Annotated in this window: 14 protein-coding genes; 8 read left to right on the plus strand and 6 right to left on the minus strand. The window is 67.7% G+C overall.

The genetic code is table 11. From position 1 onward, the window contains the following. Window positions 1–213: 213 nt before the first annotated feature. Window positions 214–783: a hypothetical protein gene (locus GO615_RS18185; protein ID WP_169130708.1), complete on the minus strand. Its 570-nt coding sequence runs from the start codon at window positions 781–783 to the stop codon at window positions 214–216. Window positions 784–1,007: 224 nt separating this feature from the next. Here GO615_RS18185 and GO615_RS18190 point away from each other — a divergent pair, with 224 nt between their 5' ends. From GO615_RS18190 to nifT, 5 genes are all read left to right on the plus strand, one after another. Continuing rightward, window positions 1,008–2,486, plus strand: coding sequence for a GGDEF domain-containing protein (locus GO615_RS18190; RefSeq protein ID WP_169130710.1), 1,479 nt, complete (start codon window positions 1,008–1,010; stop codon window positions 2,484–2,486). A 195-nt stretch (window positions 2,487–2,681) separates the two neighbouring features. Then, window positions 2,682–4,190 carry a nitrogenase cofactor biosynthesis protein NifB gene (gene nifB / locus GO615_RS18195; protein ID WP_169130712.1) on the plus strand — a complete coding sequence of 503 codons (1,509 nt, stop codon included), beginning with the start codon at window positions 2,682–2,684 and terminating at the stop codon, window positions 4,188–4,190. Between the two features lie 15 nt (window positions 4,191–4,205). Further along, window positions 4,206–4,595, plus strand: a complete 390-nt coding sequence (locus GO615_RS18200) for a HesB/IscA family protein (RefSeq protein ID WP_169130714.1) — start codon at window positions 4,206–4,208, stop codon at window positions 4,593–4,595. 9 nt (window positions 4,596–4,604) lie between these two features. Beyond that, complete coding sequence (locus GO615_RS18205) at window positions 4,605–4,937, plus strand: nitrogen fixation protein NifZ (protein WP_169130717.1); 333 nt, start codon at window positions 4,605–4,607, stop codon at window positions 4,935–4,937. Further along, a complete protein-coding gene (gene nifT / locus GO615_RS18210) occupies window positions 4,934–5,146 on the plus strand; it encodes a putative nitrogen fixation protein NifT (RefSeq protein WP_169130719.1) in 213 nt (70 codons plus the stop codon). The genes GO615_RS18205 and nifT overlap by 4 nt, the downstream gene beginning before the upstream one ends. Before the next feature lie 29 nt (window positions 5,147–5,175). On the opposite strand, the gene GO615_RS18215 is transcribed toward nifT, so the two are convergent. The 5 genes from GO615_RS18215 to GO615_RS18235 all read right to left on the minus strand — a co-directional run bounded on the left by GO615_RS18215 (window position 5,176) and on the right by GO615_RS18235 (window position 11,705). Then, complete coding sequence (locus GO615_RS18215) at window positions 5,176–8,637, minus strand: EAL domain-containing protein (RefSeq protein WP_169130720.1); 3,462 nt, start codon at window positions 8,635–8,637, stop codon at window positions 5,176–5,178. A 4-nt stretch (window positions 8,638–8,641) separates the two neighbouring features. Beyond that, a complete protein-coding gene (locus tag GO615_RS18220) occupies window positions 8,642–9,550 on the minus strand; it encodes a substrate-binding domain-containing protein (protein WP_169130722.1) in 909 nt (302 codons plus the stop codon). A 211-nt stretch (window positions 9,551–9,761) separates the two neighbouring features. Further along, window positions 9,762–10,664: an ADP-ribosyl-[dinitrogen reductase] hydrolase gene (gene draG, locus GO615_RS18225; protein WP_169130724.1), complete on the minus strand. Its 903-nt coding sequence runs from the start codon at window positions 10,662–10,664 to the stop codon at window positions 9,762–9,764. Next, window positions 10,661–11,524 carry an NAD(+)--dinitrogen-reductase ADP-D-ribosyltransferase gene (locus GO615_RS18230; protein ID WP_339380072.1) on the minus strand — a complete coding sequence of 288 codons (864 nt, stop codon included), beginning with the start codon at window positions 11,522–11,524 and terminating at the stop codon, window positions 10,661–10,663. Before GO615_RS18230 ends, draG begins: the two co-directional genes overlap by 4 nt. Next, complete coding sequence (locus GO615_RS18235) at window positions 11,499–11,705, minus strand: FmdB family zinc ribbon protein (RefSeq protein WP_169130726.1); 207 nt, start codon at window positions 11,703–11,705, stop codon at window positions 11,499–11,501. Before GO615_RS18235 ends, GO615_RS18230 begins: the two co-directional genes overlap by 26 nt. Window positions 11,706–12,170: 465 nt before the next feature. Between GO615_RS18235 and nifH the strand changes: the two genes are divergently transcribed. From nifH to nifK, 3 genes are read left to right on the plus strand one after another with little or no spacing between them, the layout of a single operon-like run. Continuing rightward, the gene (gene nifH, locus GO615_RS18240) at window positions 12,171–13,040 is read left to right on the plus strand and encodes a nitrogenase iron protein (RefSeq protein ID WP_169130728.1); all 870 of its coding nucleotides are present in this window, start codon (window positions 12,171–12,173) and stop codon (window positions 13,038–13,040) included. A gap of 23 nt (window positions 13,041–13,063) precedes the next feature. Continuing rightward, entirely contained in the window at window positions 13,064–14,509 is a 1,446-nt protein-coding gene (gene nifD, locus GO615_RS18245) for a nitrogenase molybdenum-iron protein alpha chain (protein WP_169130730.1), read from the plus strand. Window positions 14,510–14,520: 11 nt separating this feature from the next. Beyond that, window positions 14,521–16,053: a nitrogenase molybdenum-iron protein subunit beta gene (gene nifK, locus GO615_RS18250; protein WP_169130732.1), complete on the plus strand. Its 1,533-nt coding sequence runs from the start codon at window positions 14,521–14,523 to the stop codon at window positions 16,051–16,053. Window positions 16,054–16,055: the final 2 nt, after the last annotated feature.

Consider the following 16,055-nt stretch of genomic DNA (forward strand, 5'->3'; position numbering starts at 1 on the left):
AGCGCGGGGAACTCCCCTTCGGGCAGGCGCTCGCGGCCTGCGGCTTCCCGGATCGGGGCGGCTTGCGGGGGCGGCGACGCAAACTCGCCGGCTGCGCCGGCTCAGACATGCGTCGCCTTCATCCCCCGCAAGCCGCCCCGATCCGGCGCTCACGACAGCCCGGCGGAGAGCCCCCCGCACTCGGGCTGCGTGAGTGCATTGTTCGTCGGCCGATTACACCGGCCGGTTGTCGGCGACCTTCACCGGCCCCATCTCGGCCAGTGCCTGCGCGTACTCGGCGCGCGGGAAGCCGCCGCCGATCTTCGCGGCGGCATCGACGATGGCGTCGATCTTGCCCTCGGAGGACATCTTCTTGAGATCGCCCTTTTCCAGGTACAGGAGGTCGAGGAGCTCGTTGTATACGGTCGCCTCGTCGAGGGGGAGGACGTGGTAGCTCACGCTGTCGATGTCGAGCAGGTACTTCTTCGAGATGTCGACGTTGCCCGCGAAGATGAAGTATTTGCCCGCCGGGACAAGCGCGGCGCCGAAGGTGGCGCGGACCTCGTCGAGGTGCGCAAGCGAGTCGACGTGCAGGGCGAGGAAGCTGACGGTTTCGCCTTCGACGGCGAGGATGACCTGGTCGGCCTTGATCTCTGGGGGGCGTTTTTCGCCCGCGACCGAAGGCGGGAACTTGAGGCCGAGTTCGCCGCGGAAGCCATAGCGGGCGGTCTTGGCAGTGGGCCCGGAGAAGGTCGGGGACAGGAGCTTGCCGTCGAGGGCGCTGAAGAGGGTGGGCTGGGTCATGGCACGGTCTCGCGTGGTGATTGGTCGAGCCCGTGCAGCGAGAACCATGCCACCGGTTTCTTTCCGTGTAATTGGCTCATTCGCGCCCGGCACGGCGGGGATTTGTCGCGACAATGTGCGGTATCTGACAGACAGCGTGCGATTGCAACGCGAATGGGTAATGCCGCCACTGACAGGCGAGAGGTCCATGTGACAATAGTAAGCTGTCTGACGAGCCTGTAACGATGCCGAATCCCGCGCGCCCGGACGACCCACCCCTCCTGAACGTGCCGCGCCAGCGCGTCCGCATCGTCGCGACGATGGCGATCATGGTGCTGGCGGGGCTGTTTGGTTGGTACGGCGTTGCCGACCGCCGCACGATCATGGACGAGGGCGTCGAGGCGGCCGAGCAGATGGCGAGCCAGACCGCGCTGATCGCCGCGGGAACGCTGGAGGCGGGCGAGCAGTTGCTCCACGCGATGGAGCTGCTCGTGAAGCCGCCGGTCGCGGACGGCCGTCCGGACCCCGACGCGGTACGCGCGGCACTGCTGGATCTGCGCGCCGCGGCGCCGCACCTGATGGATCTGCTGATCCTGTCCGGCGACGGACGTATCGTGCACTGGACGGGCTCCGGCACACCGCCCCCCGTCGCGGAACGCGAGTATTTCACCGCTCACCTCGAGGGCGGCAGCCGGCTCTATGTCGGCCCACCACAGCTGTCGAAGGTACATGCCGGCCGATGGTTCTTCGCATTGAGCGAAGCCCTGCGCGACCCGGCGGGCGCTCTCACCAATGTCCTCGTCGTGATCATCGACGTCGGCCTGCTGCGCGAGCGGCTGACGCTGCGCAACCCGCGCACCGGTATCAGCCAGGCGCTGCTCACCGAGGACGCCCGCGTGTATTCGCGCACCCCCGATCACGAACGCCACGTCGGCAAGCAGTTGCCGCTCTCGGCCGAACGCGCCGGGCTATCCGCCGACCAGCCCTACGCAAGCACGGTGACTGTTTCGCCGCTCGACGGGCAGGAACGCATCGTCGCCTACCAGCACCTCCGCCGCTACCCGATGGTGGCCGCGGCGACCCTGCCGGTCGCCGAACTTCTCGCGCCGTGGCGCAAGAGAATGACCATCGCATGTCTACTGTGGCTGGCGCTGAGTGCAGCGATCGTCGCTATCGCGCTGCGCGCAGCGGCGATAAGCCGCATCCAGCAGGAACAGGCGAGCCTCGACGGACTCACGGGGGTGTATAACCGGCGCTCGATCATGGCGCATGCGGATGAGTTCGCGCGTGCGCTCGATCGCCGCGGCGAACTGTCGATGCTGATGATAGACATCGACCACTTCAAGGAAATTAACGACACCTACGGCCATCTGGCCGGCGACGACGCGATCCGCCGCATCTCGCAACTGCTGCGCGACGAGGTGCGTGGAAGCGATATCGTCGGGCGCTACGGCGGCGAGGAGTTTCTCGTCCTGATGCCCGACACCGGCACGGAGGGGGCGACCCACGTGGCGGAGAAGCTGCGGGCAGCCGTCGCAGCGCAAGTCACGACGCCGACGATGGTCACGATCAGCGTCGGGGTCGCGACGAGTGCGCGCGGGGAACGGTCGCTCGAACCCACCCTCGCACGCGCCGACGCCGCGCTTTACGCGGCCAAGCAGGCTGGTCGCAACTGTGTGCGTGTCGCCGAGCCCGCCAGCGAACCCGCCGGCGCCGCGGGCTGATCGGCGACCGGGGTGAGAGTGTCGCGCTTGCGCCGCGATTGTCCCGAACCGGACACAGGCGAGGCGATCCATCAGACCCAATCAAGTCATTAACAATCAACAGCTTAACCCCCACGCAGGCGAGTGGCACGGGCATTGCACTGAGGGTATCGATGGCGCAGCCGCGCCGAACCCACATGCCCGAGGGAGAATGCCATGCCTGCGCCCCTGCCGTTCGCGTCACCGTCGCCCGCAGTCCCTGCCCGCCGCGTGATCCCGCTTGCGCCGGCCGGCGTCGCGGGGCGCGGCGGCACCTGCGGGACGGCGACCAAAGGCGGCTGCGGTTCGGGCAGTTCCGCCGGCCTGCCCCGGCACATCCTCGACCGGGTGCATGATCACCCCTGCTACAGCGCCGAGGCGCATCACCACTTCGCGCGCATGCATGTCGCCGTCGCCCCCGGCTGCAACATCCAGTGCAACTACTGCAACCGCAAGTACGACTGTGCGAACGAGAGCCGGCCGGGGGTGGTGTCGGAGAAGCTGACGCCGGAGCTGGCGGCGAAGAAGGTGCTCGCGGTGGCCGCGCGGATTCCGCAGCTGTCGGTGGTGGGCGTCGCGGGGCCGGGCGACGCGCTGGCGATCCCGGAGAAGACCTTCCGCACCTTCGAGCTGATCAGGGAGGCGGCGCCGGACATCCGGCTGTGCCTGTCGACCAACGGGCTCGCGCTGCCCGACCACGTCGAGCGCATCAAGGCGCTGGGCGTGGACCACGTGACGATCACGATCAACATGATCGACCCGGCGGTCGGCGCGCAGATCTATCCGTGGATCTTCTTCGATCACAAGCGCCGGCGCGGGCTGGAGGCGGCGCGCATCCTGCACGAGCGGCAGATGCTGGGGCTGGAGATGCTGGTCGCCGCCGACGTGCTGGTGAAGGTCAATTCGGTGATGATCCCCGGCATCAACGACCGCCACCTCGCCGAGGTGAACGAGGCGGTGAAGTCGCGCGGTGCCTTCCTCCACAACATCATGCCGCTGATCTCGGATCCGACGCACGGCACGCATTTCGGCCTGACCGGCCAGCGCGGGCCGACGCCGGCGGAGTTGAAGGCGCTGCAGGACGCGTGCGAGGGCGAGATGCAGATGATGCGCCACTGCCGCCAGTGCCGCGCCGATGCGGTGGGGATGCTGGGAGAGGACCGCGGCGCGGAGTTCACGTCGCACAACATCGACGCGATCGCGGCCGGGGTCGATGCAGCGGCGGTTGCCGAATCGCGCGCGGCCTATCGCAGCTTCGTCGAGCGCGAGCGTGCGGACCGCGATGCGGCGACGGAAAGCGCCCAGGCGCGGCTCGGGACGACGGCCGAGACGCGGCTGGTCGCGGTGGCGACCAAGGGATCGGGGCGGATCAACCAGCACTTCGGCCACGCCGAGGAGTTCCAGGTGTACGAGGTGTCGGCGGCCGGCGCGAAGTTCGTCGGCCATCGCAAGGTGTCGCTGTACTGCCAGGGCGGCTACGAGGACGACAAGGCGATGCCGGGCATCGTCGAAGCGCTCGCGGGCTGCGGCGCGGTGTTCGTCGCGAAGATCGGCCACTGTCCGCGCAAGGACCTCACGGCGGCGGGCATCGCCGCGGTGGAGGACTACGCGCATGACTACATCGAGGCCTCGCTGATCGACTGGTTCGCGAAGTCGGTCGCGGGCGCCACCACCATCGCCGCCTGAAGGAGGACCCAAAGCATGTGCGTGACCCTCACCCCCGCCGCCGCGAGCTTCATGAAGCGCATCGTGCGCTTCGGCGGCGGCAGCGCCGACAGCGGCTTCCGGCTGTCCGTGCAGCCCGGCGGCTGTTCGGGTTTCGATTCGAATTTCACCGTCGAGACCGCCCCGGCCGCGGGCGACGCGGTGATCGAACAGCTCGGCGTGCGCCTCTTCCTCACCGAGGCGAGCTGCGCGCTGCTGCGCGGCTACACGGTGGATTTCACCGAGAACAGCATCGACAGCCGCCTGAGCTACCGCAAGGAGGGCGCGCCGGAGGCCTGCGGCTGCGGGTCCGGCGAGCGGCAGCGGGCGGGCGCCTCGGTTGCGGTGACGTTCTTCAAGCCTGACGGCAGCTGCCGGAAGACATAGGAGGCGGCCATGTTCGCGCGCGATTCGGACATCGTGGAACTCGAAGGCCCGCCCGCCTTCGACTACGGCGAAAAGGTCATCTCGCGGAAGAACGTCAGGAACGACGGCACCTTCCAAGGCCGCGAGATCGGCGACGTGCTGGTGAAGAAAGGCGACGTCGGCTACGTGAAGAGCATCGGCACCTTCCTGCAACAGTTCTACATCTATGGCATCGACTTCGTCGACCGGGGCTACGTGGTGGGCATGAAGGGACGCGAACTGCGCTCGCTCGACGCGCCCTCGCCCGGCCCCTACGACGAGGACGACGCGCTCCATTTCGACGAAGAGGAAACAATCCGATGAAAGTCACCGTGCGCAGGGAAGCCGCCGGCCATTATTCGATCTACGTGGCGAAGAAGGATCTCGAGGCGCGCATCGTGAGCGCCGAGCAACCGGCCATCTGGGGCGGCAGAGTGGAGCTCGACAACGGCTGGACGCTGGAGATGCCGGCGCTGGCGGCCGACACCCGGCTGCCGATCACCGTCGAGGCGCGACGGCTCGGCGAAGGCTGAGACCGCCCGCGCAACAGCGAACGAGGCGTTCAGTCGCCGTCGAGCGCCAAGACCCGGCCGGCCGCCAGCAGCGCCGCGTAGTCGGCTGCCGGCACCGGCCGGCTGAACAGGAAGCCCTGCATCTCGTCGCAGGCGTTGGCGCGCAGGAAGTCGAGCTGGGGGCGGGTTTCGACGCCCTCTGCGACCACCGTCAGGTCCAGGCTGTGGGCGAGCCCGATGACCGCGCGGCAGATCGCCGCATCTTCGGGGTCGCTCGCGATGTCGCGCACGAAGGCGCGATCGATCTTCAGCTGGTCGATGGGGAAGCGCTTGAGATAGGCGAGGCTTGAATAGCCGGTGCCGAAATCGTCCAGCGCGACCCGGATGCCGATCGCGTTGAGCTCGCGCAGCATCGCGACCGCGCGGTCGACGTCGTGCATGACCGTGCTTTCGGTGATCTCGAGGTGCAGGCAGAGCGGTTCGAGACCGGCCGCCGACAGGGCGGCGCGCACCGTCTGCGGCAGATTCTCCTGGCGGAACTGGCGGGCCGAGAGGTTGACCGCGACGGGCGGCACGGCGAGCCCCTCGGCGATCCAGGCAGCCTGCTGGCGGCAGGTTTCGCGCAGCACCCATTCGCCGAGCGGCACGATCAGCCCGGTGTCCTCGGCGACGGGGATGAAGTCGGCCGGCGAGACCATGCCGCGCTCGGGGTGCTGCCAGCGGACCAGGGCCTCGGCGCTGGTCACCCGGCCATCGCCCAGGCTGACCTTGGGCTGGTAGAAGACCCGCATCTCGCCCCGGTCGATCGCGCTCCGCAGCGCGCTGGCCAGCGCGAGCTGCGCGTTGACCCGCAGGTTCATCTCCGGCGCGTAGAAGCGGAAGGCGTTGCCGCCCGCCATCTTGGCGTTGTGCATGGCGATGTCGGCGGTTCCGAGCAGGGCTTCGGCGTCCTGTCCGTCGCGCGGGAAGAGGCTGATGCCGAGACTTGCGGTCGAGTACACCCCGTGGCCGGCGATATCGAGCGGCGCAGCGACGTCCTCGAGCAGCCGCCCGACCAGCGGCGCGACGTCCTCGACGGCGGCCAGATCGTCGAGCAGGATCGCGAACTCGTCGCTGGCCAGACGCGCGACGGTATCCCCGTTGCGCAGCGGTCCCTGCAGGCGGCGTGCGGTTTCCTTGAGCAGGGTGTCGCCGCGGGCCTGGCCGAGGGTGTCGTTGATGGCCTTGAAGCGGTCGAGGTCGAGCAGCGCGACCGCAACCGCCCGTCCGTTGCGCCGGGCATGCACCAGCGCCTGCTCGACGCGGTCGCGGAACAGGTGGCGGTTGGCGAGCCCGGTCAGCGTATCGTAGTGCGCCTGGTGGGCGAGCTCGCGTTCGGCACGCTGGCGCGCATCGCTCTCGCGCAGGCTGCGCAGGCCGTAGGCCAGGTCGTTGGCGAGCTCCTCGAGCAGGGCCACCTCCTGGGGGTCGAAGGCGTCGCGCTCGCTGGCGTAGATGTTGAGCGCACCGACCGTTCGTCCGGCCGCAGTCAACGGCAGTGCGATGCTGGAGGAGAAGCCGCGGCGCAGCGCCTCGGTGCGCCACGGCGCGTAAGCCGGGTCGCCGGGGATGTCGATGCAGGTTTGCGTGGTGCCCAGCCGGATCGCGCGGCCGGTCGGCCCCTGGCCGGCAGGAACGTCCGCCCAGCTCACGTCGAGCGTGCGCAGGTAATCCGCGCCCAATCCCGCAACCGCCGCGGGGCGCACTGATCGGGCCGGATCGTCGAGCGCGAGGCCGACCCACGCCAGCCGGTAACCGCCATGTTCGACGAGGTGGCCACACACGGTCTCGAGTAACTCCCCCTCATCCTGCGCACGCACCAGCGTTTCATTGCACAAGGTGAGCATGCGCAGGGTCCGGTTCAGGCGGCGCAGCTCGTTCTCGGCACGCACTTGCGCCGAGATGTCGCGCACGACGGCGATGACCTGCGTCTCGCCGTCGTGCGCCATGACGGCCCTGCTGATGTCGGCCGGGAACTCGCTGCCGTCGCGCCGCCGGGCGAAGATACCGGGACGCCGCATGCCGATCACATCGGAATGCGGCGTCCGGTTATAGTCCGAACGCTGGTCCGAATGATGCGCCCGGAAACGTTCGGGCACGAGAAGCTCGACCGTCTGGCCGAGCAGTTCGCTGCGCGGGTAGCCGAACAGCATCTCGGTGCGCGCGTTGACCATCGTGATGCGTCCCGCGGCGTCGGTGATGACGATGCCGTCGGCGGCCGACTCGAGGATGCTGCGGAAACGCGCCTCGCTGGCGCGCAGGGTGCGTTCGGCCTGGCTGCGTTCATCGACCTCGTGCAGCAGCGCCGCATTGCTGGAGGCCAGTTCGGTGCTGCGCTGCGCTTCACGCCGCTGCCCCGCCTGCAAGGCGCCGGCCATGTCGTTGAGGGCGACGTTGAGCGTCGCGAATTCGTCGCCGCCGTCGCTGCGCAGGCGCACGTCGAGATCACCCGCCGCCAGGCGTTGCGCGAAACTCATCGTCTGCCCGATCGAGCGCCGGATGCTGCGCGAGAAGAAATTTCCGATGGCCAGGCCGAGCGCGGCCGCGAGCACAGCGGTCATGAGCAGGGCCGTGCCGGCGAAGCGTTCGAAACCCAGCAACTCGTCGCGGGTGCTTGTAGCGTGGCCGCTCGCATGGGCATGCAGGCGCTGCAGTTGCGACTCGATTTCATGCACCGCCTCGAGATACTTTTCCCGGGTCGTCTCGAGCTCGCCGCGGACCGCCACGTAGGCGAGGAAGGCCTCGCGATAGTCGTGCAGCGCAACGGCGAACGCGCTGCGCAACGCGGCCGGCAGGGACTCGCCCGCGACGGCGACGGCAAAGCGCTCGGCCGCATCGGCGAAGCGCCGGGCGTCGCGCGCGCTGTCGGTGAGCACGTAATCCTTCTCGAACCGTCGCATCTGGAGCAGATCCGCACGCAAGCGATGCGCGCCGGCCGGAATCAGCGCCTCGATGCGGTGCGCGGCCGCGCGCAGCGTACCGGCCAGGCCGTCGTCGCGGCGGCCGAGCTGCCCCTGAAGCGCGGCCGCCGCCAGGAATTCCTTCTCGAAGCCGATGGCAGCGGCCTCGATCCGCCGCACTTCCTCCCGCATGTCGGTTTCGCGCGCGAGCCCCCCGATCGCCGCCAGGTGCTCGCGCAGCGCCTCGAGGTTGGTGCGCACGAGCGTCACATAGCGCGTGCGGCTCTCCTCATAGCCCAGCACCGGCACCGCGAGCAGAAAGTCCTTCTCGTAGCGGCGCGCCCGGAGCAGCGCATGATTGGCGAGCAGGCTCAGCTCGGCGATCCGCAGTTCGACCGTGAAGTGCTCCTCGAACAGCGTGCCGATCCGGCGATGGCTGGCTAGCGAGGCGATCCCGACGGCCAGGGTGATTGCCACCATCAGGGCGAAGCCGATCCTCAGGCGCGCACCGAGGCTCAGCCGGGCCAAGGTCTCGGGCAGGGAGCCGCCGCGTTCGGGGCGCGTGCTCTCCATGGCGCTAATCCACGTAGGGAACGAAATCGAGCTGCCGGATCAGCCCGGTCACGCTCGACGACATCGCGAACTCGATGAATTCGCGCGCCAGCCCCTGCGGCAGCCCCCGGGTCACGAGGGTCAGCGGCCGCGCGATCGGAAAGTCGCCCTTGCGCACGCTGCGGCTGCTGGCGTCGATGCCATCGACCGCAACCAGCCGGACCGGCTGCCCCGCCTCCACGGCCCGCTCGGCCTCGCCGATCGACATGAACACGATCGCGCCGCGGTCGCCGGCCACCGCCTGCAGGCGCTGCTGGTTGTCGGTGAGGATGTTGGCGGCGGGAACGGCCGCATAATCGATGCCGAAATGCCTGGCGAAGAGTTCGGACGAACTGCGCCCCTGCTCCGTAGCCAGGACGCGGATCGGCCGATCCTCGCCACCCACCGCTCGCCAGTTGCCGATCCGTCCGCGATAGATGGCGGAGATCTGTCCCGAACTCAGGTTCCTGACCGGATTGTCGCGATGGATCACCAGCGACACCCCGTCGCGGGCGATCGGCACTCCGACCAGATCCGTCTCGCCTTCGGGCAGCGCGCGCGAGAACATTGCAATATCGGCCTGCGCGTCACGCAAGGCCTGCAGCCCCCGATCCGAGCCCAGGGGGCGTATGTCGATGACGACGTCCGGACGGCGCTCGCGAAAGCGTTCGGCGATCGCCTTGACCAGCGGGCTCATCGTGCCGGAGCCCGCGATGACGAGGGCGTTACGCGAACCCTGGGCACCGTGTGGGCCCGACTTCAAAGGCGCGGCCGACAGCGCCGGCCCGACCGCGCACAGGGCAAGCAGCGCCCCGAGGAGCAAGCCGCTGCGGCCGGCAGCGGGCGGCCGACCACCGGTCAGGGCACGTCCACTGCCAACGGCTCGCCTGGCCACGCGTCGACACCACTCGACTGCGGCCGCGAGGACGTGCGCGCATCCGCGCCGGGGCATTTGCCCCCATGCCGCGGAGCTGGTCGATTCCATCTGGAATGTGTGCAGTTATTCAGTGTCCGGCGAGTCTAGTGCAATCGGCATGGACGGGCAATTCCGGGCCGATACAGCCACTTCGGCATCCTGCCGCGCAGCGCCACGTGCCGCGACGTTGTCATGCGCCCTGCAGCGCGAGCAGTGCGGGCGCCTGCCGCTCGACCTCGCGCAGCACCGCACCATCGAGACGCTTCAGCCAACGCGCGGGGATGGCGGCGACGCCGAAATGCGCCCCCGCCAGCATGCCGGCGATCGCTCCGGTCGTGTCCGCGTCGCCGCCGCAATTGACGGTTGCGACCAGGCAGGATTCGAAACTATCGGTGGCGAAGAAGGCGTGCAGCACGGTCTGCACGGTGTCGACGACGTAGCCGGTCGCGCGCCCGGGGTAGGGGTCGAAGCGGAACTGGCGGTGCGCCGCGACCAGCGCCTTCGCGTGCGCGCGCAACTTCGCCAGGTTGTCGCGCCAGTGGCCGCCGGCAAGGAGGTCCGCGAGCATATGCGCGAAGCACAGCGTCGCGGCATCCGACAGCGGGTGGTTGTGCGTGACGTGGGCCTGCTCGATGACGCAGCGGTCGAGCCGATCGGCGTCGCGGAAGGCGAACAGGATCGCGGGCAGCACGCGCATCAGCGCGCCGTTGCCGGCGTCCCCGTCCGAGAAGGGCGATTCGAGCGAGCCGTCCGACGCGAAGCGCTGGAGGCCGCGGCGACAGGTGTTGCCGACATCGATCGGCTTCGACTTCAGCCACGCGAGCCAGTGCTCGGCGATGTTCTTGAGATCCCAGCCGCCCGATTCGAGGATCGCGGCGCCGAGCGCGAGCGACATCTGCGTGTCGTCGGTGATCTGCCCAGCCCTCAGTCTGAGCCAGCCGCCGCCGACGATGTCGCGCAACTCGCCGTACTGGTGGCGGATCTCGGAGGGCGTCAGGAATTCGACCGTGGCGCCCAGGGCGTCGCCGACGGCGAGTCCAAGATAGGCGCCCAGTGCGCGTTCGCGCAGGCTCGGTTCGGGCGCGTTGGTCATAGGGTCGCCATCCTGACACGATAGTCGCCGCCGAGCACGAGCATCTCGCCTTCCCCACGCAGCAGCGGCCCCGGCATCAGCGCATTGCAGTAGACGATCTTGCACAGCGGCACCTCCACTTCGAGGATGGTGTCGCCGAACTGGTCGGCAACGTCGCGCCGTGTCGTGAACGAGACAAGGTTGTTCTGCCGCGCGATGGCCTCGCGCGCACGGCGTGCCCTACCCTCGGCGCGCGGCAGCCAGGCGACCACCTGGTGTTCGGCGAAGTCGTTCACTCCCCGGTAGAGCGTGAGGTGGCGCCGCCCCGGGTAGAACCAGCGGCCGAACATGTGCTGGGCGTATTCGTACAGCAGGTCGAGCTGCGCGTGGATGCAGTTGTTGTGGAAGCGCGCGTGCATCTTGTCCTCGACGTACTGCATCCACGCTTCCGACGGGTAGCGGCCGAGCGGGCGTTTGTGGAAGGTGGGATGCAGGCCGAAGCGCGCTTCCGCCCAGCCCTTGAGCACCGCGCCCTCGCGGCCGTTGGCGTCGAAGCCCCAGCCGCGCAGCAGGCGCAGGTAGCTCGCGCGGTAGCGCTTGCGGCCCGTCCGGTCGCGCTCGCCCGGCAGGTCCAGCTCAAACACCGTGCGCATGTAGATCTGGAAGGCGAGCACGGCCTCGTCGACGCTCGTCGCGTCGGCCAGCATCGCGAACAGCGCGCGGTTGGTCTCGCGCACGCCGTGGATGTGCAGCGGCAGCGGATGGGCGTTGAACGCCACGCTCGCGACGAGTCCCGTCGGGATGCCGACGAGATTGGTCGAGTGGCCGTACCCGGCCGGCGCGCCGGCGAGGGGCTCAGTAGTTGCTGAAATGGCCTTCACGCCTCGCCTGCGCACGCGCCCGCTTCACGAGCTCGCCCGATTGTGGAGGCGCGGCGGGCGCGGACACCTGTTTTTCAAGCGTGGTGTTGCCGCAATGCGGACACGGAGGCGTTTCGCCGGAGCGCACGAGCAACTCGAAGGTCCGGTCGCAGACCGGGCAGCGGTAGTCGAAGATGGGCATGGTCATTCCGTAGCGTTTGTCGGCTCACCCGAACCCGCAAGAAAGATGCCATCCACAAGGCCGACGACCGGGAAGCGAGTGAGGGGCTTTCGTAGGGAGGGAGAAGCGCAGCGTATCCCGCCCATTCCCCCGCACGTCGCATTCGGGGCTGCATGGCGGGATACGCCTTCGGCTCCTCCCGCCCTACCGTCCGCGCCAATGCCATTCGGGAGGGGCCGGGCGAAGGGGAGTCATACGTCCCATGACCCCGTCCCCGACACGCCGATGTCCGACAGTCGCCGCCATCTTGTCGCGTTGCCGACAGCGCCGACCTCGCCCCGACAGCCCGCCCATCCACGCCCAAAACCCTTGCTGTGCCTGGCTTTAGTGTCTTTTCCACGCCATTGGCACAGCCCTTGCCATAGGGGAACTGTGCCGGTTCGCCGGGTGTGAAAGCAGGACTCACTTTTCTTGAGGAGAAATGAAATGTCCCTTCGTCAAATCGCGTTCTACGGAAAGGGTGGCATCGGCAAGTCGACCACGTCGCAGAACACCCTCGCGGCGCTGGCCGAGATGGGCCAGAAGATCCTGATCGTCGGCTGCGACCCGAAGGCCGACTCCACCCGCCTGATCCTGCACGCCAAGGCGCAGGACACGGTGCTGTCGCTCGCGGCCGACGCCGGTTCGGTGGAGGACCTCGAGCTCGAGGACGTGCTGCGCGTCGGCTACCGCGACATCCGCTGCGTCGAGTCGGGCGGCCCGGAGCCCGGCGTCGGCTGCGCCGGTCGTGGCGTCATCACCGCGATCAACTTCCTCGAGGAAAACGGCGCCTACGACGGTGTCGATTACGTGTCCTATGACGTGCTCGGCGACGTCGTGTGCGGCGGCTTCGCGATGCCGATCCGCGAGAACAAGGCGCAGGAGATCTACATCGTGATGTCGGGCGAGATGATGGCGATGTATGCCGCCAACAACATCTCGAAGGGCATCCTGAAGTACGCCAACGCCGGCGGCGTGCGCCTGGGCGGCCTGGTGTGCAACGAGCGCAAGACCGACAAGGAATGGGAACTCGCCGACGCGCTGGCGAAGAAGCTCGGCACCCAGCTGATCCACTTCGTGCCGCGCGACAACGTCGTGCAGCACGCCGAGCTGCGGCGCATGACGGTGCTGGAGTACGACCCCGAATGCAAGCAGGCGCAGGAATACCGCGAACTCGCGCGCAAGGTGCACGAGAACAAGGGCAAGGGCGTGATCCCCACGCCGATCACGATGGAAGAGCTGGAAGACCTGCTGCTCGAGTTCGGCATCATGCAGAAGGAAGACGAGAGCATCGTCGGCAAGGCCAAGGCCGCCTGATTTCCACGCACAGGAGAACCACTATGAGTGCGGTACTGGATGACAAGACGCGCAACAAGGCGTTGATCAACGAGGTGCTCGAGGTCTATCCCGAGAAGGCGGCGAAGAAGCGCGCCAAGCACCTCAATGTGTATGAAGAAGGCAAACCCGACTGCGGCGTGAAGTCCAACATCAAGTCACTGCCGGGCGTGATGACGATCCGCGGCTGTGCCTACGCCGGATCGAAAGGCGTGGTGTGGGGCCCGATCAAGGACATGGTGCACGTCAGCCACGGCCCGGTCGGCTGCGGCCAGTACTCGTGGGCCACGCGCCGAAACTACTACAACGGCACGACCGGGGTGGATGCCTTCGGCGCGATGCAGATCACGTCGGACTTCCAGGAGAAGGACATCGTCTTCGGCGGCGACAAGAAGCTCGACAAGCTGGTCGACGAGATCACGCAGGTCTTCCCGCTGGCGAAAGGCATCTCGGTACAGTCCGAGTGCCCGATCGGCCTGATCGGGGACGACATCGAGGCCGTGTCGAAGAAGAAGTCGAAGGAAGTGGGCCTGCCGATGGTGCCGGTGCGCTGCGAGGGTTTTCGCGGCGTGTCGCAATCGCTCGGCCACCACATCGCCAACGACGCGATCCGCGACTGGGTATTCGACAAGGCGGACTACAACGCGCCCTTCGAATCGACGCCCTACGACGTCGTGCTGATGGCCGACTACAACATCGGCGGCGACGCGTGGAGCTCGCGCATCCTGCTCGAGGAGATGGGCCTGCGCGTGATCGGCCAGGGCACGGGCGACGCGACGCTCAAGGAAATCGAGATGATGCCGCGCGCGAAGCTGCTGCTCTTGCACTGCTATCGCTCGATGAACTACATCGCGCGCCACGTCGAGGAGAAGTACGGCGTGCCGTGGTTCGAGTACAACCTCTTCGGGCCGACCAAGATCGCCGAATCGCTGCGCGGCATCGCCGCCTTCTTCGACGACTCGATCAAAGAGAAGGCCGAGCAGGTCATCGCCAAATACACGGCGCTGTCGCAGGCGGTCATCGACAAGTACAAGCCGCGCCTCGCCGGCAAGAAGGTGATGTTGTATGTGGGCGGCCTGCGCCCGCGCCACGTCGTCGGCGCGTACGAGGACCTCGGCATGGAGGTCTGCGGCACCGGCTACGAGTTCGGCCACGGCGACGACTACCAGCGCACGACCCATTACGTGAAGGACGGCACGCTGATCTACGACGACGTCACCAGCTTCGAGCTCGAAAAATTTGCCGAAAAGATCCGCCCCGACCTGATGGCCTCCGGCGTCAAGGAAAAATACATCTTCCAGAAGATGGGCATTCCCTTCCGCCAGATGCACTCGTGGGACTACTCCGGCCCGTATCACGGCTACGACGGCTTCGCCATCTTCGCCCGTGACATGGACATGGCGATCAACTCGCCGGTTTGGGGCATGACCAAGGCCCCCTGGAAGAAATAAGGAGCACGACCATGCCTCAATCAGCTGAAAAGGTCCTCGACCACGCCGGCCTGTTCAAGGAGCCGGAATACCAGGAGATCTTCGAGCGCAAGAAGGCCCAGTTCGAAGGCGGCTGCGGCGCGGACAAGGTCCGGGAGGTCGCCGACTGGACCAGGACGATGGAATACCGCGAGATCAACTTCAAGCGCGAAGCCCTCGTCATCAACCCCGCCAAGGCCTGCCAGCCGCTGGGCGCGGTGCTGTGCGCCTCGGGCTTCGAGGGCACGCTGCCCTACGTGCATGGCTCGCAGGGGTGTGTCGCCTACTTCCGCTCGCACTTCAACCGCCACTTCAAGGAACCGTGCTCGGCCGTGTCCGACTCGATGACCGAGGACGCGGCGGTGTTCGGCGGCCTCAACAACATGGTCGACGGCCTCGCCAACGCCCATGCGCTGTACAAGCCGAAGATGATCGCGGTGTCGACGACCTGCATGGCCGAAGTCATCGGCGACGACCTCGACGGCTTCATCAAGATCGCCAAGCAGAAGGGCTCGATTCCCGAGGATTTCCGCGTGCCGTTCGCGCACACCCCCAGCTTCGTCGGCAGCCATGTCACCGGCTACGACAACATGCTAAAGGGCTTCCTCACGAGCTTCTGGGACGGCAAGACGCGCGCCGAGACCACGGCCCCGGCGATCAACATCAACGGCGGCTTCGACGGCTACTGCGTTGCCAACAACCGCGAACTCAAGCGGATGATGAAGGAGATGGGCGTCGAGGCGACCATCATCTCCGACCCGTCCGAGGTCTTCGATACCCCGACCGACGGCGAATTCCGCATGTACGCGGGCGGCACCACCGCCGCGCAGATGGAAGCGGCGCTCGACGCCAGGGGCACGGTGTTCATGCAGGGCATCTCGGCGGCGAAGTCGGCCGAGTACGTCGAGAAGGCGGGCCAGAAGGCGGTGTCGCTGCACTGCCCGGTCGGCGTCACCGGCACCGACGCCTTCCTGATGGCGGTGTCCGAGCTCACCGGCCAAGCCATTCCGGCCTCGCTGGAGCTCGAGCGCGGCCGCCTCGTCGATGCGATCGCCGACTCGCAGGCCCACCTGCACGGCAAGCGCTTCGCGCTCTTCGGCGACCCCGACATGCTGCTGGGCCTCACCGCCTTCCTGCTCGAACTGGGCGCCGAGCCGGTGCATATCCTCTGCACCAACGCGACCAAGGACTGGACCGAGAAGATCAACGCGCTGCTCGCCGCCAGCCCCTTCGGCAAGGACGCCAAGGCCTGGCCGGGCAAGGACCTGTGGCACCTGCGCTCGCTGCTCGCCACCGAGCCGGTCGATTTCCTGATCGGCAGCTCGCACGGCAAGTACCTCGAGCGCGACATCGGCACGCCGCTGATCCGCATCGGCTTCCCGATCTTCGACCGCCACCATCATCACCGCTTCCCGATCTGGGGCTACCAGGGCGGCCTCAACGTTCTCGTGAAGATCCTCGACAAGATCTTCGACACGCTGGACGCGAAGACCACCGACTCGGCCAGCTTCGATCTCGTGCGTTGAGG

This window comes from Aromatoleum evansii (assembly GCF_012910805.1).
Taxonomy (GTDB): domain Bacteria; phylum Pseudomonadota; class Gammaproteobacteria; order Burkholderiales; family Rhodocyclaceae; genus Aromatoleum; species Aromatoleum evansii.